The organism is Dyella terrae (genome assembly GCF_004322705.1).
In the GTDB taxonomy this organism is placed as follows: Bacteria; Pseudomonadota; Gammaproteobacteria; order Xanthomonadales; family Rhodanobacteraceae; genus Dyella_D; species Dyella_D terrae.
Map to the genome: position 1 here is coordinate 306,263 of NZ_SIZZ01000002.1, position 23,765 is coordinate 330,027.

Annotated in this window: 15 protein-coding genes; 8 read left to right on the forward strand and 7 right to left on the reverse strand. The window is 64.8% G+C overall.

Going from position 1 to position 23,765, the window contains the following annotated elements; genetic code table 11:
- Positions 1-43: 43 nt before the first annotated feature.
- The 4 genes from EYV96_RS12265 to EYV96_RS12280 form a co-directional block, all read right to left on the reverse strand.
- Positions 44-2,857, reverse strand: coding sequence for a TonB-dependent receptor (locus EYV96_RS12265; protein ID WP_131151838.1), 2,814 nt, complete (start codon positions 2,855-2,857; stop codon positions 44-46).
- Between the two features lie 553 nt (positions 2,858-3,410).
- Positions 3,411-4,823: an FAD-dependent oxidoreductase gene (locus tag EYV96_RS12270; protein ID WP_131151839.1), complete on the reverse strand. Its 1,413-nt coding sequence runs from the start codon at positions 4,821-4,823 to the stop codon at positions 3,411-3,413.
- A 60-nt stretch (positions 4,824-4,883) separates the two neighbouring features.
- Positions 4,884-9,326: a glutamate synthase large subunit gene (gene gltB / locus EYV96_RS12275; RefSeq protein WP_131152445.1), complete on the reverse strand. Its 4,443-nt coding sequence runs from the start codon at positions 9,324-9,326 to the stop codon at positions 4,884-4,886.
- Between the two features lie 306 nt (positions 9,327-9,632).
- Entirely contained in the window at positions 9,633-11,747 is a 2,115-nt protein-coding gene (locus EYV96_RS12280) for a TonB-dependent receptor (protein WP_131151840.1), read from the reverse strand.
- A 149-nt stretch (positions 11,748-11,896) separates the two neighbouring features.
- Between EYV96_RS12280 and EYV96_RS12285 the strand changes: the two genes are divergently transcribed.
- From EYV96_RS12285 to EYV96_RS12295, 3 genes are all read left to right on the forward strand, one after another.
- A complete protein-coding gene (locus EYV96_RS12285; RefSeq protein WP_131152446.1) occupies positions 11,897-13,066 on the forward strand; it encodes a murein hydrolase activator EnvC family protein in 1,170 nt (389 codons plus the stop codon).
- Between the two features lie 114 nt (positions 13,067-13,180).
- Positions 13,181-14,512 carry a S41 family peptidase gene (locus tag EYV96_RS12290; protein ID WP_131151841.1) on the forward strand — a complete coding sequence of 444 codons (1,332 nt, stop codon included), beginning with the start codon at positions 13,181-13,183 and terminating at the stop codon, positions 14,510-14,512.
- 1 nt (position 14,513) lies between these two features.
- Positions 14,514-15,278, forward strand: a complete 765-nt coding sequence (locus tag EYV96_RS12295) for an NRDE family protein (protein ID WP_131151842.1) — start codon at positions 14,514-14,516, stop codon at positions 15,276-15,278.
- A gap of 1 nt (position 15,279) precedes the next feature.
- On the opposite strand, the gene EYV96_RS12300 is transcribed toward EYV96_RS12295, so the two are convergent.
- The 3 genes from EYV96_RS12300 to EYV96_RS12310 are packed head-to-tail and all read right to left on the reverse strand — an operon-like array spanning position 15,280 to position 16,544.
- Positions 15,280-15,687 (reverse strand): YchJ family protein, encoded by a 408-nt coding sequence (locus tag EYV96_RS12300; RefSeq protein ID WP_131151843.1) that lies wholly within the window; start codon positions 15,685-15,687, stop codon positions 15,280-15,282.
- Between the two features lie 52 nt (positions 15,688-15,739).
- Complete coding sequence (locus tag EYV96_RS12305) at positions 15,740-16,333, reverse strand: DUF938 domain-containing protein (RefSeq protein WP_131151844.1); 594 nt, start codon at positions 16,331-16,333, stop codon at positions 15,740-15,742.
- A gap of 13 nt (positions 16,334-16,346) precedes the next feature.
- On the reverse strand, positions 16,347-16,544 hold the full coding sequence (locus EYV96_RS12310) for a hypothetical protein (RefSeq protein ID WP_131151845.1): 198 nt from the start codon (positions 16,542-16,544) through the stop codon (positions 16,347-16,349).
- A gap of 164 nt (positions 16,545-16,708) precedes the next feature.
- On the opposite strand from EYV96_RS12310, the gene EYV96_RS12315 reads away from it, so the two are divergent.
- The 5 genes from EYV96_RS12315 (at position 16,709) to EYV96_RS12335 (ending at position 23,762) form a co-directional block, all read left to right on the forward strand.
- Complete coding sequence (locus tag EYV96_RS12315) at positions 16,709-18,058, forward strand: TCR/Tet family MFS transporter (protein WP_131151846.1); 1,350 nt, start codon at positions 16,709-16,711, stop codon at positions 18,056-18,058.
- Positions 18,055-18,561, forward strand: a complete 507-nt coding sequence (locus tag EYV96_RS12320; RefSeq protein ID WP_131151847.1) for a DUF1993 domain-containing protein — start codon at positions 18,055-18,057, stop codon at positions 18,559-18,561. The genes EYV96_RS12315 and EYV96_RS12320 overlap by 4 nt, the downstream gene beginning before the upstream one ends.
- A gap of 295 nt (positions 18,562-18,856) precedes the next feature.
- Positions 18,857-21,919, forward strand: a complete 3,063-nt coding sequence (locus EYV96_RS12325) for a TonB-dependent receptor (RefSeq protein WP_240732500.1) — start codon at positions 18,857-18,859, stop codon at positions 21,917-21,919.
- Between the two features lie 214 nt (positions 21,920-22,133).
- Positions 22,134-23,045 (forward strand): hypothetical protein, encoded by a 912-nt coding sequence (locus tag EYV96_RS12330; protein ID WP_131151848.1) that lies wholly within the window; start codon positions 22,134-22,136, stop codon positions 23,043-23,045.
- Between the two features lie 69 nt (positions 23,046-23,114).
- Positions 23,115-23,762, forward strand: coding sequence for a DsbA family oxidoreductase (locus EYV96_RS12335; protein WP_131151849.1), 648 nt, complete (start codon positions 23,115-23,117; stop codon positions 23,760-23,762).
- The last annotated feature ends 3 nt before the right edge of the window (positions 23,763-23,765 follow it).

Sequence of the window (23,765 nt, forward strand, 5' to 3'; positions counted from 1 at the left end):
CATCGCTGCCCGGGGCTCGTCGTCCTTCGACTTCGGGTGCCGGTTACATCTTCACTTTCACGCCCAGGTTGAAGAAGCGTCCCACGATGCCGGAATACCCATACGTCGGGTTGTAGTTCAACGCGGCGTAGTTGAGCGGATCCAGCGGCGGCTTGCGATCAAACGCATTGAGGATCGAGCCGAAAATGGACACGTGGTCGTTGAAGTCGTAGCTGCCGGTGAGGTCGAAGGTGGTGATCGACGACATGCGGCAATCGGCCGGGAACGGCGCGCCGGTGTTGGTGTTGGTGGAGAAGCACCCATCGGTGATGTCAGGTGCGGTCAACGACAGGCCGCTGGTGTAGTACAGCGTGCCCGTCACCGTGAGCTTGTTCCACAGCAGGGTGTTGGCCCACGAACCACGCGTGCGCGGCGTACCTGCACCGGACGACACCACGTACGGACCGTGCGTGCCGACGAAGCGCTGCACCGTGCCGTCCTCCGTGGTGAGATTCCATTCGAAGATCTGCGTAGCCGTGATCTCGCTGATCCATTCCACGCTGTTGAACTTGAAGTCACCGCGCAGATCGGCGTCCAGGCCTTGCGTGGCCAGCTGGTTCTGGTTGACGTACGGCGCAGACACCACCACCGGACGCGCCAGCGCGTTCGGGAACTGCGGGTCGGGATTGTCGGCAATGATGTAGGAGCCGTTCGGCAGCGGCTCGCCTGCGTAATAGGCGGCCAGCACCGAGCTTGGATCCTGTTGGGAGATCACGCCGGTCTTCTTGATGTTGTAGTAATCCAGCGACAGGCTCACCTGTTGCCACGGCTGCAGCACGATGCCGAAGGTGTAGCTCTTGGACTTTTCAGGCCGCACGTTCGGGTTGGCCGACGTCAGGAACGCCAGCGGGTAGGGCTGCACATAACCATTGTTGCCATGGGCCGCCTGGAAATCCGCCGGCGGCGTGTACGTGGTGAAACCTTCTGCCGCGCTCGAACCGTTCTCCGCGAAGCTTGGCGCGCGGAAGCCCTTGGAGAAGGTGCCTCGCAGGGCGAGCATGTCGATCGGTTTCCACTTGAAGCCAACTTTCGGCGACACGTTGTTGCCGAAGTCGGAGTAGTGGTCGAAGCGAGCCGACAGATCCATTTCCAGCGACTGCAGCAGCGGCATCAGCAACTCGGCATACGCACCTTCGACGTTGCGACGGCCGATGGTGTGTGCGATGCCCAGGCCTTGCGCGGCCAGGTCCGGATTCAGGTCCGGGTCGTGCTGCTTCTCATAGCGCCAGTCCACGCCCACGCCCAGGCCCATCGGGCCGCCCGGCATATCCCACAACTCACGCGATGCGCGGAAGTCGTAGGAGTACAGGTCCGTGGTGGACTTCTTGCTCAGCGTCGGCGTCAGCGCATCCATCACCGCCCGGGAATTGGCCGACGGATTGATGAAGTTATACGTGCCGTTGGTGATGTCGCTGATCAGCTGGTTGTAGTTGAGGAACCCGTAGTTGTTGATGTCCAGCCAGGTATGGTTGAGCACCACCGCGGTGTCGTAATCCCAACCCCAGGCGCGCCCGGTGACGCCGCCCTGCACGCGCAGGTTGTGGTTGGTGTTGTCCAGTGCGCCGAACTGCGTGCCGGGGAAGGCGTAGTTGATCAGTGCGTACTGACCTTGCGCAGCGAACGGGTTGTTCGGGTTGAGCGAGCCATCCGGCAGTGTCGGCGGGAGGGCGATCGACGTCGTATTACGCGGCGTGGTGCTCTGGATCTGCGTCGGCGCCGCCTGCGTCTGCACTTCGTTCTGGTAGTAACTCACGCCCAGGTAGGCCTTGGTGTCGTCACCGAGCTTCACGGTGAAGCGGCCGTACACACCCAGTCGCTCCTGTTCCGGTGCGATCTGGCCGTACTGCTTGGCGAAGTTCTGCGCGCAGTAGCTGCCCGGATTGGCCGGGTCGTTAGTCACCAGGTTGGTGCCCGGTCCACAGGCGTTGAGCGGTTGCGAGACCGCGCCATCCAGCGGAATGCCCGAGGTGAGATCGCCTGGGCGGGCGAGCGTGCCGGGCGTCACCGTGCCGTAGATCGAGCCGGAGTTCTGGCTCGGCTGGCCGCCGGTCAGGTTATTGCCGCCGATCGAAGTGAGGTCAGCCGTGTTGTACGGGAAGCCACGGTCCTTGACCTTGATCGGATCATCCTTCTGGTATTCCACGCTCAGGTAGGCGTTGTGGCCGTCTTTCTGCAGATCGCCACCGCCCAGCAGGCCGGTGAAGCGTTTGGTGGTGCCGCCGCCGTGTTGCGAGGTACCGATTTCCGCCGTCGCCTCGCCACCTTTGTACGACGGCTTGAGGATGATGTTGACCACGCCGGCGATGGCGTCGGCGCCGTACAGGGACGATGCGCCGTCTTTGAGCACGTCGATGCGTTCGATCGCATTGACGGGAATTGTATTGAGGTCGACGAACGAGCGTTGTCCGTCATCGGCCAGTGCATAGGCGGCACTGCGACGACCGTCGACCAGCACGAGCGTCGAGTTCACGGTCAGGCCGCGCAGGGCGACGCCGGCCGAACCGGCAGCAAAGCCGGCCGTGAATGCGGTGGGAATCGAACCGCTGTTGTCGGCGGAAATGGCGCGTACCACGTCCGTCACCGTCTTCAGGCCGCTGCGCTCGATCTGTTGGGCGGTAATCACCGTCACCGGCGAGGGCGTTTCGACGTCGACGCGCGGAAGCGCCGAGCCCGTCACCGTAATCGTCTGGAGCTGTTTGGCCTGTTGTTCGCTGGGTGGCGGGTTCTGGTCTGCCGGGGGCGCGGTTTGCGCGAGAACTATTCCGACAGGAGAAAACAATAACCCAGCCAGAGCCAAGGCAAGCTTGTTGCGCTTCATGGGATTAGCCTCTCTTTGTATGTGGCCTCGTTCTGCCAGGGGGATCTGTTCAGTGTTGGGGATGACCGCAAGTCACGGTCTTCACTGAACGCTGGCAGGCTGAGTCTTCCACTTTAAGATTGGCTTCACAAGTTCCCCGAAGTAATACCTAAGCCATTGCTAGGATTGGTTTTAAACGTAACTTTATGCAAAGCATAAGTCGTGCCCATGGGGTGCGTGGCGATTATTTCTGCGGATTATTGGCTGATTATCTCTTTCGCGCGTGATTATTTTCGATTGGACCGATCCAATCGCGAAATGTACTCACGTCACGCTGTCGCCAAAGTGTATTTCCGCGATTCGCTGCCGCAGGGTTGCGCGTGTTTCGCAGGAGATCGCTGCGCACGCATGCGCAGCAATTGTCAGAAACACGTGAATCGCAGCGAAATGAACGCAGGAACATCACCGGCGCACGCGCCTTGCGAGGCTGAATACAGGGTGCCAGGCAGCATCGCGCCGCTTCGTTCCTGCACGCCTTCTTTACGGCTGCGCCACCCCAGGTGGCGCGTGGGTGTTACACCAGCAACATCCCGGCGATCGATGAGGCTGCCTCACGACCGTCATAGACCGCGCGCACCACCAGGTCCGCACCGCGCACGTTGTCGCCGCCGGCGAAAATGCGTGGATGGCTCGATTGATGCGGGAGCGACGCACCCTTGCCGGTAACGATGCGTCCGCTGCGGTCGAGTTCGACGCCATGCGAGCGGAGCCAGTCCGGCGGGCTGGGCAGGAAACCGAACGACTGAATCACGACGTCGGCAGCAATCTCGTACTCGGTGCCCGGCACGTTCTGCGGACGGGCACGACCATGGCCATCGTCGGTCAAGGCCGTTTCGATGACACGCACGGCGCGCACCTTGCCCTGGTCGTCACCGAGAATCGCCAGCGGCTGGCGCTGGAACAGGAACTCCACGCCTTCCTCGCGGCTGTACTTCACTTCGCGCGCCGAGCCCGGCATGTTGGCTTCGTCACGCCGGTACACGCACGTGACGGACGCTGCGCCCAGGCGGACCGCCGTGCGGTTGCAGTCCATGCCGGTGTCACCGCCACCAAGCACGACGACGTGTTTGCCACGGAAGTCGAAGGCGTGGGCGGGTGGGTCGTCGCGCAACAAGCGTTCGGTATTGCCGATCAGGAAGGGCAGGGCGTCGTGCACGCCATGAAGTTCGCGACCCGGCAGCTGGGCATCGACGTAGGTGTATGCACCGGTGCCAACGAAGACGGCGTCGTAATCGTCGAGCAACTGACCAAATTCGATATCGCGGCCCACCTCATGGCCCAGCAGGAAGCGCACGCCCATGCCTTCGAGAACCTCGCGACGCGTGCGAACGACGCCCTTGTCGAGCTTGAATGGCGGTATGCCGAAAGTGAGCAGCCCGCCGATCTCGTTCTGGCGATCGTAGATGTCCGCTGCGATGCCCGCGCGACGCAGGCGATCGGCGCAGGCGAGGCCCGCCGGGCCGGCGCCGACGATGGCGACGCGCTTGCCGGTTTCCTGCACGCCCGACAAGTCCGGTCGCCAGCCCTGGCGCAGGGCCTCATCGGTAACCCAGCGCTCGATGCTGCCAATGGTGACGGACCCAAAGGCCGTCTGCTCCAGCGTGCATGCGCCTTCGCACAGGCGATCCTGCGGGCACACGCGCCCGCAGATTTCCGGGAGCGGATTGGTTTCATGCATCAGCGTGGCCGCCTCCATCAGGCGACCGTCCTGCACGAGCTTCAGCCAGTTGGGAATGTAGTTGTGCACCGGGCAGGCGTGTTCGCAGTACGGGTTGCCGCAATCGATGCAGCGTTCCGCCTGTTGCCCGGCCTGCGACGAACCGAAATCGCCGGCGATCTCACCGTAGCCGAGGACGCGAATGGCGACCGGCACGGTGCGTGGCGTCTGGCGTTGGACGTTGAGGAACTGGAAGGTCTTGTCGGGCATGAGGGCGGTGAAGGATGGGAAGTTAAGGGAATAGGGAGTGAGCGCGCAGGCTGCGCTCCGTCACGCCGCGCTTCGAAGCTCCTCGGCCAGCGCGGCCAGGCTTGCCGCCTTGGGCTTCACCAGCCAGAACTTGTAGTGCATGCCTCGGAACTCGCGCAGGATCTGCTTGCCCCACTCGCTGCCGGTCAGTTCGACGTGGCGCGTAATGAGGGCACGCAGGTGCTGCATGTAGTTCTCCATGCCTTCGGGCGAAATGCGCAGAATGTCGACCAGTTCGTGGTTGTAGCAGTCGACGAAGGTGCGTTCGAGATCGAGCACATAGGCGAAGCCACCCGTCATGCCGGCACCGAAGTTCAGGCCGACCTTGCCCAGCACAGCGACGACACCACCGGTCATGTACTCGCAGCAGTGATCGCCCGCGCCTTCCACCACGGCCAGCGCACCGGAGTTGCGCACGGCGAAGCGTTCGCCGGCTCGGCCAGCGGCGTAGAGCTCGCCATCGGTCGCGCCGTAAAGGCAGGTGTTGCCGATGATCGAGGCATCCTTCGTAGCGAACGGCGAGTCCAGCGGCGGACGGACCACGATGCGGCCACCGGCCATGCCCTTGCCGACGCCGTCATTGGCCTCGCCGATGAGGTCGATATGTACGCCGCCCGCGTTCCACGCGCCCAGGCTCTGGCCCGCGGCGCCTTCGAGGCGAAGCAGGATCGGGCTGGCATCCATGCCCTTGTCACCATGTCGACGCGCAACGTCGCCGGAAAGGCGGGCGCCGATGGCGCGGTCGGTATTGGCGATGGCGTAGCTGAACTCGCCGCCGAGGCGGTTAGCCACGGCCTCGCGCGTGTCCATGTCGATGCGCGTGGCAAGCGCCGCTTCGTCACGCATGGGGTTGCGCGCGACGGTGCAGGCACTGTCGACCGAGACGCTCAATCCCGTTCCGTCGATCAACGGAAGCAGGTCGAGCTTGTGCTGGACCGGCGTAGTGCCTTCGGCCTGGGCGAGCAGGTCCGTGCGTCCGATGATCTCCGCCAGGCTGCGCACGCCAAGCCGCGCAAGATGGCTGCGCACGTCTTCCGCGATGAAGCGGAAGTAGTTCATCACCATCTCAGGCAGGCCGGTGAAGTGTTCCTTGCGCAGCACGGGATGCTGCGTGGCAACGCCGGTCGCGCAGTTGTTCAGATGGCAGATGCGCAGGTATTTACAGCCCAGCGCCACCATCGGCCCGGTGCCGAAACCGAAACTCTCGGCACCCAGCAGGGCCGCCTTGATGACGTCGAGACCCGTCTTCAGGCCGCCATCGGTTTGCAGGCGCACGCGTCCGCGTAGTTCGTTGCGCCGCAAGGTTTGCTGCGTCTCGGCAAGTCCCAGTTCCCAGGGCGTGCCGGCGTATTTGATCGATGTCAGCGGACTCGCGCCCGTGCCGCCATCGTGTCCGCTGACGGTGATCAGGTCCGCCCCCGCCTTCACCACGCCGGCTGCCACCGTGCCGACACCGGCATGGCTGACCAGTTTCACCGACACCAGCGCCTCCGGATTCACTTCCTTCAGGTCGTGAATCAGTTCGGCCAGGTCTTCGATGGAGTAGATATCGTGATGCGGCGGCGGCGAGATCAGGCCAATGCCCGGCTTCGCATAGCGCAGACGCGCAATGGTGGCATCGACCTTGTGGCCCGGCAGCTGGCCGCCTTCGCCGGGCTTGGCGCCCTGCGCGATCTTGATCTGCAGCACTTCGGCATTGACGAGGTAGGCCGGCGTCACGCCGAAGCGGCCCGAGGCGACCTGCTTGATGCGCGACATTTTCTCCGTGCCGTAACGCGCGGGATCTTCGCCGCCTTCGCCGGAGTTGCTGCGCGCACCGAGTCGATTCATGGCGATCGCCAGGGCTTCGTGGGCTTCTGGCGACAGCGCGCCGAGCGACATCCCGGCCGAATCGAATCGCGCCAGGATGGCTTCGACGGATTCAACGTCGTCCAGCGGCACCGGTGTCGCGGCGACTTGCGGCTGCAGCAGGTCACGCAAGGCCGAGGGCGGGCGATGGTCGACGGCATCGGCGTAGGCGCGATAATCGGCCTCATCGCCCGTGCGCACGGCACGTTGCAAGTGATTGATCACGTCGGGGTTGTACATGTGGTACTCGCCGCCGTGGACGTACTTGTACAGGCCGCCCGCGCGCAGCGGCTTGGCTTCGTTCCAGGCTTCGGCCGCGAGCAGGCGCTGGTCGTGTTCCAGGTCGGCGAAGCTGGCGCCGCCGATGCGCGAGGGCGTGCCGGGGAAGCAGAGCGACACGACGTCGGGAGCCAGGCCGATGATCTCGAACAGTTGCGCGCCGCGATAACCGGCCACGGTCGAGATGCCCATCTTCGAAAGGATCTTGAGCAGGCCCTTGCGGATGCCGCGACGATAGCTTCGGCCGATCTCAAAACGATCGTCAGCGATATGACCCTGGCGCCCCAGTTCGAACAGGCTTTGGTAGGCCAGCCACGGATAGATAGCCGTCGCGCCGTAGCCGATCAGGCAGGCGAACTGATGCGGGTCACGCGGCGTCGCGGTTTCGACCACGATATTGCATTGACATCGCAGGTTCTCGTCGATCAGGTAAGCGTGCACCGCGCCGACGGCGAGCAGCGAATGGATCGGCAGCAGGCCCTTCTCGGGATAGCGGTCGCTCAGGAACACCAGCGACATGCCCTCGCGCACGGCCTGCGCCACATCGCGGCACAGACGCCGGATGGCTTCTTCCAGGCCCTCCTCGGGCGCGTACATCAAATCGAAGCGCGGCGTGCTGGCGAACTGCGGCAGGGCCAGCAGCTGGCGCAACTTGCGCTGCGAAAGGATGGGCGAGTTGATCAGGATCTGCCTGGCGTTCTCGGGCGTGAGATCGAAAACGTTGGCTTCCGGGCCGATCTGCGTAACCAGCGACATCACCAGCTTTTCGCGCAGCGGATCGATCGGCGGGTTGGTGACCTGTGCAAAGGCCTGGCGGAAGCGGTCGAACAGCGGACGGACCTGGCGGGACATCGCGGCGATGGGTGTGTCATCACCCATCGAGCCGGTGGCTTCGACTTCGAGCTCAACCAGGGACTTCAGCACAGATTCGCGCTCTTCGCGCGATAGCCCGTAGAGCTTCTGGTAGCAGTGCAACTGCGCGGCGGGCAGTGGCTCGGCGGCGAGCGACGGATCGATCAAATCCGATTCCAGGTAGCTCACGCCCGCGCGCAGCCAGTCACGGAACGGCGCGCGCTTGCGGTTGATATCGTCGATATCGGCGTCGAACAGGAGTCGCTGGTGATCGAAATCAACGGCGATCATTTCGCCCGGCGCCAGTCGGCCCTTGGCAACCACGCGGGCGGAAGGCACGTCCCACAGGCCGGCTTCGGACGCGACGATCAGATGATTGTCGTCCGACAGCGCCCAGCGCGCGGGGCGAAGGCCGTTGCGATCCAGCGTGCAGGCGGCGAAATGGCGGTCGCACAGGACCAGGCCGGCCGGGCCGTCCCAGGGCTCGCTGTGCAGTGCGTAGTACTCGTAGAAGGCGGCGAGGTCTTCGTCGATGCCCTCGCGTGCGGCAAAGGCCGGCGGTACCAGGACGCGCATCGCGGCGATCAGGTCGAGGCCGCCCACGGTGAGGACTTCGAGCGTGTTGTCGAGACTCTCCGAATCCGAGCCGGTCTGGCGGACCAGCGGGCCGAGGTCGGCAAGCTCCAGCACCGGCGAGCGCAGGATGGTTTCACGCGCCTGCATCCAGCGACGATTGGCGCGGATGGTGTTGATTTCGCCGTTGTGCGCGAGCTGGCGGAACGGCTGGGCCAGTCGCCACTGTGGCGTCGTGTTGGTGGAGAAGCGCTGGTGAAAGACCACGGCATCCGAAAGCAAGGCGGGATGCTGGAGATCGGGATAGACGTGTCGCAGCTGGCCGGGCGCTGCCATCGCCTTGTAGCCGATGACATCGACGGCAAGCGTCACGACGTAGAAATGCGGGTCCTGCGCGAGCGCCGTCTCGGTGCGCTTGCGTGCGCGAAACAGCGCGCGCTCGAAGGCCGCCGGCTCCAGGCCGTTGGCCCGGACGAAGATCTGCCGGATGCGCGGCTGTGCGGCAGCGGCCATGGGGCCGCAAGCTTCGGGACGTACGGCGATGTCCCTCCACCCAGCCACTGCGACGCCTTCTTCGCGCAGGAAGGTTTCGAGGCTGGTTGCCGCGTCATCGCCACCCGCTGGATCGAGGAACACCAGGCCTGCGGCGAAATCCGCGCCGACGTCGATGCCGGCTTCGGCGGCGAGGGTCGCCAGCCAAGCCTGGGGTTTGTGAATCAGTACGCCGCAGCCATCGCCGCTGATGCCATCGGCGTTGATGCCACCACGATGGGAGAGTTTGGCCAGCGCCGCGAAGGCGGTATCGATGACCCATGCGCTGGGCTTGCCGTCGATCTGCGCGACCAGACCGAAGCCACAGCTGTCGTGTTCGAACGCGGCGTCATACAACGCCGGTGTACCTGCCTGCGCCATCTTGCCTCCCCGGCCGATGGAATTGCGGGACACGCCGCCGCAACGGCGCGGTGGCGCCATTGCCTTGCGTGAAGGTTTGGTCTCGAATAAACCACAATTGATGCGGCGCGTCAAAGCAAATGGACGGCCAAATGTGGCGCGGTGCCGGGGTCGTCCGCTCGCCCGACCATACCACTTTCCCCGCAGCCTTCCCGCCATGCGCCATGACAGGCCGAACCAGTGTCTGCGTATGGATGCCGCAAGCGTCTGTCGCAGTGCACGATGCGATCTTTGCAGTCCGGTTTGGCCGGCCAGACGTCCAAACGGTCAAAACGCCAGTTGTGCCCCGAACATCAGGGTGCGTCCCGGCGCGGGTTCGTAGTAGCGCCCGTTGCCTTCGTTGACGATGACCGAGCCGATGACCCGGCGATCAAACAGGTTGTCGACGCGCGCGCTCAGCGTCAGGCGCGACGGGCCCAGGGGCAGGGCATAGGCGAGGTCGACGCCGGTCAGCAGGTAGCCAGGGGCGCGCTCGCGCCCAAGGTCGTTCACGGTCACGGCGTCGACGCCCTGGAGCTCCACGCCGACGCGCCAGCCGAGCGACCCGCCATGTTCAAGGCGCGCCGAGCCGTAGTTCGCCGGTACGCCCGGGATGCGCGCGCCGGCGGCGACGGGCGTGGCCGGCGTGGTGCAGCCAGCGGGCACGCACGTAAGGAACGGGCTGAGGAATCGTGCGCGCACATGCGTTGCCGCCAGTTGCAGGCGCCACCCGGGCCCCAGCTCGCCCTGGGCGGCGAATTCGGCACCCTCGCGCCGGCTGCGGCCGATGGTGCGATAGCTGGCGCGTCCGCCGACGTTGCTGGCGACGGCCAGCTCGTTGCGCGTGTCAGCGCGGAATAACGCGCCGTCCACCGACCAGCTGCCGGCGGCGTGCCACTTGGCGCCCAGCTCGCCTTGCTGGCTCACGGCCGGGCGCAGGTTGAACGCGAGGCCCGCGCCGCCATCCGCGCGGTAGCTCAGCTCGGCGAATGTGGGTGTTTCGAAGCCCTTGCCGAAGCTCGCATGCAGGTGCAACCAGTCGGTGGCCCGAAACTGCACGCCGGCGACCGGCAGCGTGGCCCGATAGCGCACCGAGCCGCTGTCATCGGGATTGTCCGCCGTGACGTAGCGATCGTCCGAGCGAAAGCGGACCGTGCTCTGGCGCACGCCCACCAGCGCCGACCATCGCTCGGCGAAACGCCAGTAGAGCTGCGCATACGGATCGAGATTCCACACGCGATCATCTTCGTCGCGACGCAAGCGGCCGGTGACGCCCAGCGTGCTGCCGGCGAAGTTCTCGTAGCCGCGACGATGCTGGTCCTGGTCGTCGTAACTGGCGCCCGCCGTCAGTTCGACCGGCCGACCCAGCAGCGTGGCGCGATGCGTCCAGCGGGCGTCCACGCCGCCGTAGTCGCTGTCCAGGTCCACCACCCCGCCGGCGCTTAGCGGATTGCGCTGCGCCGCGACCGGCACCGGCAAAACCTGCTGCACCCCACGGTTGCCGTAGTAAGCCATGAGTCGCCATTGCGTTTGCTCGCTGCTGCTGACTTCATAAACGGCGCCCAGCTGGCTCTGGTGTACTGACTTGCGCGTATCGAACTGGTACGCGGGGGCGGCCGCCTGGCGCGGATCGGCCCATGCCTGCGAGCGGGTCAGGCCCAGCGGATCCTGCGCCTGTGGCAATGCGAGCGTGTTCGCCACCACGATGAGGTGGCCCGCGCTTCCCAGGTCGAATCCCAGGCGCGCATTGCCCGACTCGCGCTGCGCGCGGCTGTGGTCCCGATAGCCCTGGGTCTGGAAATGGGACAGTGCGAGGTTGTAGTCGAATGCCCCCTGCATGCCGCGGGCGCTGGCGCCCATCCGCATGCTGGCGTCGCTGCCGGCGAACAGGCCCACGCGTACCTGCGCAGGCGTCCCTCCTTCGGCGCTCCATATCTGCATCACGCCGCCGGAAGCGTTGCCGTAAAGCGCCGAGAACGGGCCGCGGAGTACTTCGATCCGGTCAGCGCCATCGAGGCTGAAATGGGATGCCTGCCCCTGTCCGTCGGGCATGGTGGCGGGGATGCCATCGGCATAAAGGCGCACGCCGCGCACGCCGAACGTCGAGCGCGCGCCGAAGCCACGCAGGGATACCTGCTCATCCTGCGCATAGTTCTGCCGATCGCGTGCCAGAATGCCGGGCACGCCGACCAGCGCTTCGGAGAGATTCACGCCAGGCTTGCTGCTGGCACCGGGCGCGACCCTGATCACGCTCAGCGAAGCGGGCAGGTCGAACGGCGGAATGTCCAGGCGTGTCGCATTGACCTGGACGGCAGGCAGCGTCGTGTCGTCAGCCATCGCGCCGGTCGACACCAGCAGGCCAAGGGTGAGGGCAGGGATCGTCCAGGCCTTGCCGGGGCGCATCGGATTCCGTGATCGCGGTCGGGAGCCATCGATGGTAGCGCGCGGCTCGCCGTCGTCACGGGCCATAAGGGATAATCGCCCCGCGTGACGGGTCGGCGCTCGACGCCCTCCCGCTTTCGGCCAAGGAGCTACGTGTGTCAGCCAAAGGTATGGGAACGATCCTGATTCGAGCGGTGCTGGCGTCCGGCCTGTTGGTGGCCGCGTCCGCGCATGCACAGGAAAAGACCAGGGCCGAGCAGGCCGAGGCGCAGAAGAAGCTCGCCGATGTGCGCACGCGGATGGAGGAACTGGCCAAGGAGCAGGCCGACACCGCGGCCAAACGCGACAGCGCCAATGTCGAGCTGGCCAAGCAGGCCAATGCGGTCGCCACGGCAGCCAAGGCCGTGCGGCAGACCGACAACGACATCGCCGCCAAGCAGAAGCAGCTCGACGACCTGCAGCATCAACGCGCCGAGCTCCAGAAGAGCCTGGACACCCAGAAGGGCGCGATCGCCGACCTGCTTCGAGCCACCTATACGCTCGGGCGCGGCTCGGACCTTCGCCTGCTCCTCGGCGATGAAGACGTGGCCCGCGTTGCCCGCGCGCTGGCCTACTCGAAGTATTTCCAGGAAGACCGCGTCCAGAAGGTGCAGAAGCTGATGGGCGACCTCGCCCGGCTGCAGGAGCTGGAAGCGCAGATCACCACCGAACAGCAGGCCCTGCAGGCCACGCGCAGCCAGCGCGCGGACGAGGCCAAGACCCTCGAACAGCAGCGCGCGTCGCAGGCCAGGCTCGTGGCCCAGGCCGACGCCCAGTACAAGGACCAGGGCGAGCGGCTGGCGGCCCTCAAGCAGAATGCGCAGTCCCTCAACCAGCTGGTCGACAAGCTGCAGAAGGCGATTGACGAGGCCGCGCGCGCCGCGGCAAAGGCGGCCAAGGCCAATCCGGCCGAGCCGACCGTTCCCGCCGGCAAGGGCAGTTCCAATATCCGCGGCAACCTGCCGTGGCCGGCCCAGGGCGTGGTCAATACCTACGGCAATGGCGTGCTGATCAAGGCCCCGGGCGGCAGCGAAGTGCGCGCGGTGGCGCGTGGGCGCGTCGTTTACGCGGCCTTCCTGCGCGGCTACGGCATGTTGCTCATCCTCAACCACGGCGGTGGCTGGCTCAGCATGTACGGCAACAACGAGAGCCTGCTGCACGGCGTCGGCGACCAGATCGAAGCGGGCCAGGCGGTGGGCACGGCGGCGGCGCCCACGGGCGTGAACACCGGCGTGTACTTCGAGCTGCGCCAGAACAACAAGCCGGTCGATCCGCGCGGATGGCTCAGTCGCCAGCGTTGACGCAGCGTACGCGCCGACGCAGGCTAGGCTCGACGTATGGAATTCCCCTGCATGTCCGTGGTCCAAGCGCCACGGCACCCTGCCACGTCCCCCGCGTTACCCGGAGTCAAGTTCATGCGGTTATCCACCCTGAGTCTGATCGGCCTCCTGCTGGCGGCGCCCCTGGCGCAGGCGCAGAAAGCGCCCGCCGCGGCCGAACCGGCCAAGCCGGCCAGTACCGCCGCGCCGGATACGGTGGATATCGACGATGTGCGCACCTTCAGCCGCGTCTACGAGATCGTGCGACAGGCCTACGTTGAAAAGGTCGACAACAAGACCCTGATGAAGGCGGCCATCAGCGGCATGCTCACCGGCCTCGATCCACACAGCGAATACCTCGACAAGGAAGGCCTCGCCGAACTCAGCGAAGACACCACCGGCCAGTACGGTGGCCTGGGCATCGAAGTGCTGCAGGTCGATGGCACGTTGCGCATCATCGCGCCGATCGACGACACGCCCGCGTCGCGCGCAGGCATCAAGCCCGGCGATGTGATCGTGAAAATCGACGGGAAGATCGTCGATTCGGAAAACATCGACGACATGTTCAAGAAGCTGCGCGGCGATCCGGGCACCAAGATCACGCTGACTGTCCTGCATGAAAAGAGCGACAAGCCGATCGATCTCACGCTTACCCGCGAGCGCATTTCGATCACCAGCGTGAAGGTGCGTGAGCTGGAGCCGGGCTACGCGTACATCCGCATCAGCCAGTTCCAGGACGACACCGCGCCCGATCTCGAAAAGAAGGTCGCGGAACTGATCAAGAAAAATGGCCAGCAGCGCGGTGCCATCCTCGACCTGCGCTCCAACCCGGGTGGCCTGCTTACCGCCGCCGTGGGCGTGAGCGATGATTTCCTCGACAGCGGCACCATCGTCACCACGCGCGGTCGCCTCCAGGACGCCAATCTCAACTTTGCCGCGCACCCGGGCGACATCCTCAACGGCACGCCGATGGTGGTGCTGGTGGATAACGGCACGGCGTCAGCGGCGGAGATCGTGTCCGGTGCGCTGAAGGACAACCAGCGCGCGCTGGTCATCGGTCGACGCACCTTCGGCAAGGGCGTCGTGCAGACGGTGTTGCCGCTCGATGCGGATCACGCGGTGAAGATCACCACCGCGCGCTACTACACCCCCAAGGGCACGTCGATCCAGGCCGAAGGCATCAAGCCGGACATTGCGCTGGCCGATCTTTCGGTGAACAAGGTCGACAGCAACGCCACGTTGATTGCCTCCGAGGCCGACTTGCGCAACCACCTTGCCAACGAGGACAGCAAGGCCGGCAAGGACATCGACAACGATGGCAGCGCAGAGAATGCCAAGCTGGCTACGCAGGACTATGCCCTGTCGCAGGCCCTGAACGTGCTCAAGGGCCTTGCGCTCAATCGCGGACCGGCGAACGCAAGCCACTGACATGTGCCTGATCGCCTTTGCCTGGAACGTGCATCCGCGCTGGCGCTTGTTGCTGGCGGGCAATCGCGATGAGTTCCACGCCCGTCCAAGCGCACCGCTGGCGCGCTGGTCCGAAGGGTCGGTCATCGGCGGGCGCGATCTCGAAGCGGGGGGTACCTGGCTGGGCGTCACGGACGCGGGGCGTTGTTGCGTTGTCACCAACGTGCGCGATCCACGCGATCCGCAACAAGGCGTATCGCGCGGATTGCTGGCGACGGACTTCCTGCGCGGTGATGCCGATGCCACGGCGCATGCCGACGCGTTGCTGCAAACGGCCGCGGACTACCGGCCCTTCAACCTGCTTACGTTCGATGCGCAGGATGCCTACTACCTGGGTAATCGCCCGTCAGCGCGCAAGCAACGCGTGGAGCCGGGCGTGCATGGCCTGTCCAACGCGGACTTCAACACGCCCTGGCCCAAGACGCGTGCACTGATGGATCGCCTGCGCCACTGGATGGCATCCAGCCCGGACGATGAGTTCGCGCCCTTGTTCACCGCGCTGGCGGACGCGCACCGCGCGCCCGACGAACAGCTTCCGGATACGGGCGTCGGCCTGGAGCGCGAGCGCTGGCTGTCGTCGGCCTTTATCACCAGCGAGCACTACGGCACGCGCGCCAGTACGGTCGTGGCCATCGGCTACGACGGGCGCGGCATGATGGTGGAGCGTCGCTTTGGTCCGTTCGGCAAGTTCGAGGGCGAAACCGCGCTGGCGTTCGGGACGACGTGAATCAGTCTTCGCGAAAACTGCCGTCGAGGTAGTACCAGCGACCGTCTTCGCGCACGAAGCGGCTGATCTCGTGCATCCGCTGCGCCTTGCCACCGCCGTAGCGCAGGCGTGCCACGAACTCCACCACGGCGCTGTCGCCCTCGGCCTCGAAATGCCTGACGTCCAGGCCCAGCCACGTGGGTGCCGGCTGCTGTGCCGCCAGCTTGAGCGTCGCCGGGCGGGTGCTCGCATGCCAGGTCGCCAGCAGATAATCCTCGCGCTTGAGCACGTAGGCGCTGTAGCGCGAGCGCATCAGTCGTTCGGCAGTGTCGGCCGCCAGGCCTTCGTGCAGCGGGCCGCAGCAGCGCGGATAGCCGTCGGCGTTGCCGCAGGGGCAGGGGGTCAGGGTGTCGATCGCTTGAACGGGCAAGGCGGTCCGCCTCTGCAAAGTGTCGCCATCATGCCACCGAAGCGGCACGGGATCACGCGTGGCGGCGCCAGATGCGGCAGCGGTTGTTGGCCGGCATGGGCAGGTCGTGGGTGAGCCGGAAGCCCGCCCCGGCGGCAAGGGCGTCGACGTCGGCGGCGTCGCGGATGCCCATGTGCGCGCCACGCTGTTTCAGCCAGACGTCGAACTGGGCATTACTTTCGCTCGTGAACCGGCCGCGTTCGTTGAAAGGACCATAGACGACCAGCGTCGCCTCCGGGCGCGTCACGGTGGGCAGCTGCGCGAAAAAGCGCTGCACCTCTTCCCACGCCATGATGTGCAGGGTGTTGGCCGTGAACACGGCATCGAAGGTGTCGACCGGCCAGGTTCCCGTGACGTCCAGCTCGACCGGCGGCGGGGTGTTCGGCAAGCCTGCGTCGTCCAGCCAAAGGCGGATGCCCGGCAGGTTCTCCGCACGATCCGAACTCTGCCAGCGCAGCCAGGGCATGGCAGCCGCGAAATACACGGCGTGCTGGCCGGTGCCGGAGCCGATTTCGAGCACGTCGCGGCGACCCGCGAGGTGCTCGCGCAGGACATCGAGGATCGGGTCGCGATTGCGATCGCAGGAAGGTGCGACGGGCTTTTCCATCAAGCGCCGACGATCAGGCGGGACGACCGCGCAGCACGCGCGCCGGCAGCATCAGGAGCGCGCCCAGCGTGGCAAAGACGGCCGTGACGGTGATGCCGACCAGGCGAAACGGCAGCATCAGCAGCCAGACGACGGGATAAAGCACGAGCGCCAGCAGGGCAATCGGCCAGCAGACGATGAACAACAGCAACCAAAGGATGAAACCGACCATGGCAGGTGTCCGGTGAGGGATGGCCGGATTGTGTCGCGATGCAGCCATGAGCGGGAGTGCCGGTGGTTGGGTTGAGATGGACGCACCCGGAAAGGGCTTTTCATCCCCCTTTTCAGCCCGGCACCTTGCGCTATCGTTCGCCCACCCCCACGAATGCGACGGCAATGGACCCTCACATCACCCACGTCAGCGAGCCGCGGCGTCGCGCTGCGCTTGCCTTCATCTACATCACCGTCGTGCTGGACATGCTCGCGTTCGGCATCATCGTGCCGGTGCTGCCGCATCTGATCGAGCAGCTGGCCGGTGGTGGCATCGCGGATGCGGCGTGGTGGGTCGGCGTGTTCAGTACCGTATTCGCCATCGTGCAGTTCATCTGTTCGCCGATTCAGGGCGCTCTCTCGGATCGCTTCGGTCGTCGGCCGGTCATCCTGATCTCAAACTTTGGCCTGGCGGTCGACTTCCTCGTACTGGCGGTGGCCCCCACGCTCTGGCTGCTGTTCGCCGCGCGCATTTTCCTCGGCATGACGGCGGCAAGTTTCACCACGGCCAATGCCTATATCGCCGACATCACGCCGAAGGAAAAGCGCTCCGCGGCCTACGGCATTCTCGGCAGCGCGTTTGGCGTGGGTTTCATCATTGGCCCAAGCCTCGGTGGTGTGCTGGGTGAAATCTCGCTGCGCCTTCCGTTCTGGGTGGCGGCGGGCCTGGCGGGATGCAATTTCCTGTACGGCCTGCTGATCCTTCCCGAATCGCTGCCGAAGGAGCGCCGCACGCCGAAGTTCGAACTGCACAGCGCGCATCCGCTGGGCGCGTTCAAATTGCTGCGTCGCTACCCGCAGGTGCTGGGCCTGGCGTTCGTCCTGTTCCTGGTCTATCTCGCGCACTACGTGTTGCAGACCACCTTCGTGCTCTATGCCGACTATCGTTACGACTGGGGCATCCGTGCGGCCGGCCTGGTGCTGACCCTGGTCGGTGCCTGCGATGGCTTGGTGCAGGCTTTCCTTACCGGTCGCCTCACCCCCAAATTTGGCGAGCGACGCGTGCTGATCGGCGGCATGGTCTGCGGCATCGGCGCCTTCCTGCTGATGGGCATGACCGGCGTCGGCTGGGTGTTCCTGCTGGGCGTGCCGCTGATGGCCTTGTGGGGCCTGGCCATGCCGCCCATGCAATCGATCATGACGCACGAAGTGGATCCGTCCGAGCAGGGTCGCCTGCAAGGTGCGCTTTCCACGCTCGGCAGTTTCGCCGGCATCTTCGGTCCGTTCCTGTTTGCCCAGGTCTTCGCCTTCGCCATTTCGCCCTCGTCGCCCGTGCATGTGCCGGGGCTGGCGTTCCTGCTTTCCGCTGCATTGATGCTGATCGGCGCCGTCGTGGCCTGGCGCATCACGCGGCATACCGTCGATCCGTCGCGTGCCGAACCGGACGCGCCGGCCGCCGGCCATGATCTGTCGCCCATGGCGACCCACCGACCGATCGAACCATCGACCATTGATACCAGGGAGTCATCGCAATGAGTCTTTCCATGTACCAGGCCTCGGTGCCTGTCTTCGTGCGCGCGCTCAACAATCTGACGCACGTCCTGAAGAAGGGTGAGGAATACGCCAAGGCCAAGGGCGTGACGCCCGAAGTGTTGCTGCAAACGCGACTGATCCCGGACATGCTGCCGCTGCTGAAACAGGTGCAGGTCGTCACCGACATGGCGAAGAACGGCACCGCCCGCCTGGCCGGTGTCACGCCCATGGTGTTCGAAGACAACGAAACCACGCTTGATGAGTTGTATGCCCGCATCGAACGCGCGCTCGACTACATCAAGGGATTCGAGGCGAGCCAGATCGACGGCAGCGAAGCGCGCAGCGTGACCATCAAGATCCGCGGCAATGAAACCCAGTTCGACGGCCAGACCTACCTGTTGTACTTCATCTTGCCGAACCTGTTCTTCCACTGCACCACCACCTACAACATCCTGCGCGAAGCCGGCGCGGAACTGGGTAAAGCAGACTTCATGGGCAAGCCGTAAAGCGATTCGGGCTGTCACGCGCAACGCGTGACAGCCATTACCTGATGCGTGCGCAATGCGCGCCTCTTCAGAGTCTCAAAGGCACTTTCAACGCGGTTTCAGATTCCTCCGATTGTTCGGGTGCGGGTAGGACAACTATTTCTTTACCTGTGGCGCGGGGAGCGTCGCAGGCGTTCGTGCCCGACGGCCATGTCGATTGCTTCGCTGCGGAATTCCCGACGCCCGACGACTACCTGCCTTGCCTTTCGCACAACCGCATCGGTTGTCGTTGACTGGCGTCGATCGGAGATTCTGCGTGACCCTTACTCATATTCGCGGCGCAGCCGCATCCTCTCGCGCACGCCAGCCGCGCCTGCTAACCCTCGCCATCGGCGCGAGCCTCGCGCTGGGCGTGGCAGGAACGGCCTTTGGCCAGGCCACCACGGGAAACATCTTCGGCCAGGCGCAGCCAGGTCAGACCGTCATTGTCAGTGGCTCGACCGGTGTCACGCGTCAGGCCGTCGTCGATGAAACGGGTCGTTTCCGATTCGGCAACCTGCCGCTGGGCGACTACAAGGTTTCATTGCAGCGTGACGGCGCTACGATCATGGAGCGCAATGACGTCACTCTTGTCGTCGGTGCCGGCACCGAGGTGAACTTCAACCTCGATATCCAGGCGACGTCACTGGATGCCGTCTCGGTCAGCGCCAGTGCGCTTCCCTCCATCGACGTTGCCAGTGTCGATTCGCGCACCGTGCTGACGGCCAAAGACCTTGAACGATTGCCGCTCGCGCGCCATGCCGAGGCCATCGCCTTGCTTGCGCCGGGCGCCGTGTCGGGCAGTGGCGCCTTCACCGGCCCGACCGGCCAGTCACTGGTGTCTTTCGGCGGCGCCTCGGTGTCTGAGAACGCTTATTACATCAATGGCTTCAACACCACCGATCCGCTGGCGGCCATGGGCGGCATTGGCCTTCCGTATGGCGCCGTGGATCAGCAGGAGGTTTACACCGGCGGTTACAGCGCGATGTATGGCCGATCCGATGGCGGCGTCATCAGTCAGGTCGGCAAGCGCGGCACGAATCAGTGGAAGTTCGGCGGGCAGGTATTGTGGTCGCCGCGCTCGCTCGCGTCGGATCCTCGCAACCTCTACTTCCCGGACCAGGCGTTGCCGGATGGCTACGACTACACCAACGCGTCGCAGCCGGGGACGATCTATCGGTCCCGCAAGAACAATACGAGTTGGACGACGGTCTATAGCGCCTATGCCGGTGGTCCGCTGATCAAGGATCGACTGTATCTGTTTGTCGCCGCCGAAGCCGAAAAGCAACAGGGCACCAGCACCACGCCGGTCACCAGTTCACAACCGGCCAACAACCAGCACGCCACGAGTCGCCCCAAGCATTACGCCAAGCTGGACTGGAACATCAATGCGAACAACATCCTCGAACTGACCAGCATCGGCAGCAAGCAGGCCTATGCCGGCTCACTGTATGACTACGATTACGCGACCGGGCGCCAGGGCGATCGCTTCGGCTTCGATACGTCGACCAAGACGTCTTCGGACATCACCATTGGCAAGATCACCAGTTACGTCACCGACGATCTCACGCTATCGGCGACCTACGGGATCAACAAAGTCACCAGCACTTCGAGCGTGCCCGGCGACGATCCGACGCGTCCTTTCCTGAGTGCCGTCACCAACCAGGATCCGTCGATCACCGGCGGTACGCCCATCCGCAACGGCGTCACCAGTTCGACGATCGGCTCGCCCCATTCGACCAGCCAGGCGCGCGGGCTGCGCCTGGACGCCGAGTACCGGCTGGGCAATCACCAGCTCGCGGCGGGCATCGACAACATGCGCTACAACTCGCGCAACATCGGCAAGACCCTGTCCGGGCCCGGTTATGCATGGATCTACGGCAAGACCGCGCGCCCCGACGTCGCGCTCGTTCCGTCGCTCGGCGTCGGCGCGCCGGGTGGCGACGGCTACTTCGTCCATCGCTATATATCCAGTTCGCTGACCAGTTCGTCGGTGGACCAGAAGGCTCAGTACATCGAGGATCGCTGGCAGGTTAGTGACCGGTGGCTGTTGAGCCTGGGCCTGCGCAACGACCAGTTCACCAACTTCAACAACGTCGGCCAGGCCTACGTGCGAAACACGAACCAGTGGGCGCCCCGCCTGGGTTTTGCGTGGGACGTCCTGGGGGATGCCAGCTTCAAGCTCTATGGCAACCTGGGCCGTTACTACCTTGCATTGCCCACCAGTGTCGCCATTCGTGGCGCCTCGGCATCCACGATGACGAGCGAGTACTTCACCTACACCGGTATCGACCCGGTGACAGGCGCACCAACCGGGCTGGCGCCGATTGGGCCGGGCCCGGTTTCGAGTAACGGCGAGTATGGCCAGGCGCCCGACCCTCGCACCGTGGCCGCCAGGGACCTGAAGTCGCAGTACCAGGACGAAGCCATCCTCGGATTCAGCAAGCAGCTTGGCAGCGACTGGGTTTACGGTGCCAAGGCCACCGTGCGCAAACTGCAGACCGCCATCGATGACGTGTGCGACTACAAGAAGCTCGAAGCCAAGGCCAAATCCCAGGGCATCGATGTCGATGCAGTCAATATTTCCCATGGCTGCCTCATCTTCAATCCCGGTCAGACCAATACCTTCCTTCTTTCGCGCAAGGACGGTTCGGGCTATGAGCAGGTGCGCATGAGCGCGAAGGACTGGGGGTTCGACGGCGGCGCCAAGCGCAAGTACTACGCGCTGGACCTTTTCGTGGAGCATCCGTTCGACGGCAAGTGGCACGGCCGCGTCGACTACACGTTCTCGCGCAGTTACGGAAATACCGAAGGCCAGGTGCTGTCGACGCTGGGCCAGGACGATGTGTCCAAGACGCAGGACTGGGACTTCGCATCGCTGATGGCCAACAGCAATGGCGTGCTTTCCAACGATCGTACGCACCAGCTGAAGATCTACGGTGCCTACCAGGTCACTTCCGAATGGATGGTGTCCGGTTCGCTGCGCGTGAACTCGGGCGCGCCACGCGCGTGCCTTGGCTACTTCGGCAACGATGAGTCCGATCCCGCCGGTTACCGCTCCAGTTACCGCTTCTGCGGTGGCAAATCGTCAGCCCTTGGCTCGAATGGCCGCCTGCCATGGACCCGCCAACTGGATGCGGGCGTGACCTATCGTCCCGCCTTTGCTGGCAACAAGCTCGGCTTCAACGCCACGGTGTTTAACGTGACAAACGAGCGTAAGCCGCTGTCGCAGGACGTGCGTTATCAGACGTCTCCGTACACGGTGTCCAACACCTACGGCTTGCCGACCTTCCTGCAGCCACCGCGCTACGTGCGTCTGTCGGCGTCGTACGATTTCTGATCGGTACGCGCTTACGGCGTGTGGTTTAACTCCTACAGCACATAAACCGCCACCGGATAGTCCGGTGGCGGTTTTCTGTAGGAAGACCGGCTGCCGCCTGTGCGTCACTGCCGGGCGGAGACCAGACGACACGGATGCAGGAAAGTGAAGCGCGACATCGCCATCATCGATGGCCATGGGGCGCATCCGTGTGTCAATCACGCACGGAGCGGCCATGCCTTTGCTTTTCAGAATCATTTTCGCCGGGATAATTCTCGTCTTCAGCCTTCAGGCCCGCGTGGCATGGGCGCAAGCGACGCTGCGTTGCGATGCCTGCACCGAAGTCCGCGCGCGGCAGCTGGCCGCGGGCAATCCGCCGTGGCCCCACGTCTACGTCATGGATATGGTGCGTCGGCAGATGCGCCATTTCTATCGACAGGCGGAACCGCTGGCGCCGCTGGGCGAAGTGGCCCTGACCCCGCAGGAGCGCGACTACTGGCAGCTGGCCCTGCGCTATTACGACGGCAACCACGGCTATTTCTCCCATCTGGACCATTGGCAGATCGATGTCGTGCGCGATGCGGATGGCGTGCTGGTGCTTCGCGATCTTCGCCTCGTCGATGCGGACCGGCGCGCGGATGACACGATGGCAGGGCAGGGCGGACGGGGCATCGTTGCCGACGATCTGGAGCGGCACCCGTCATGGCGTGACAACCTTGCCTGCGTGCTCACTCAGGCACTCCTTTCGCCCGAGTGGGACATCTTTGACCATCTGGCCCGCCATACCGGACTGAAACCGCACGAGGTTCGCCTGTTATTCGGGGCGGACCACGCCTCTACGATCCAGCTTGATGTGCCTGAGCAAACCTTGCTGGTGGAAACCCGCTTCATCGACGGCAGTTCTGCACGCTGGGTCTGGCGCCCGCAGGCGTCGCGCTTTGCCTGGGCCGGTCGGCTCAGTCAGGATGGATCGCATCGATCGATGCAAAGCCAGGTTCCGCGGCCGGACGTGGCATGGCCTCCGGTGCTCAGTCATCTCGTCCACCGCCCAAGGCGTTGCCGGTGGGGCGCGGCGCTCAGCTCGTCGGGCTACCTGCATCCGTCGCTTCAGCACTCCATGGCCCACATGGGCTGCCCCGGGGACTGATTTCCCCGCTTGCGTGCGTCGGGCATGAGCCCCATGTGGAGTCATCGTCTCCGCTTTGGACTGTCATCCATGACCACCTCCCTGAAGATCGATTTCGTCTCCGATGTCGTTTGCCCCTGGTGCGCTGTCGGGCTCGCCTCACTTGAGCAGGCGCTGGATCGCATCCAGGGCGAGATCACGGCCGATGTCCATTTCCAGCCGTTTGAGCTCAATCCCCAGATGGCGCCGGAAGGCGAGGACGTGGGCGAGCACCTCGCGCGCAAGTACGGCAGCACGCCGGAGCAGATGGCGCAGAACCGGGAAGCCATTCGCCAGCGTGGCGAGGACGTGGGCTTTATGTTCCGCATGGACAAGCGCGATCGCATCTACAACACCTTCGATGCCCATCGCCTGCTGCACTGGGCAGGTGTGGAAGGCAAGCAAGCGGCGCTCAAGCGCGCCTTGCTCGGTGCCTACTTCACCGATGGCCAGAACGTCAGCTCGCATGACGTGCTGGTCGCGGCGGCCGAAAGCGTCGGCCTGGACGGGCTCGAGGCACGCGCCGTGCTGGCGAGCGATCGCTACGCGAAAGAGGTGCGCCAGCACGAGCAGTTCTACCAGGCCCAGGGCATCCACTCGGTGCCGTCGGTCATCGTCAACGATCGCTACCTGATCCAGGGCGGCCAGCCGCCGGAAGTGTTCGAGCAAACGCTGCGCCGCATCGCCGCCGAAGGCTGAACC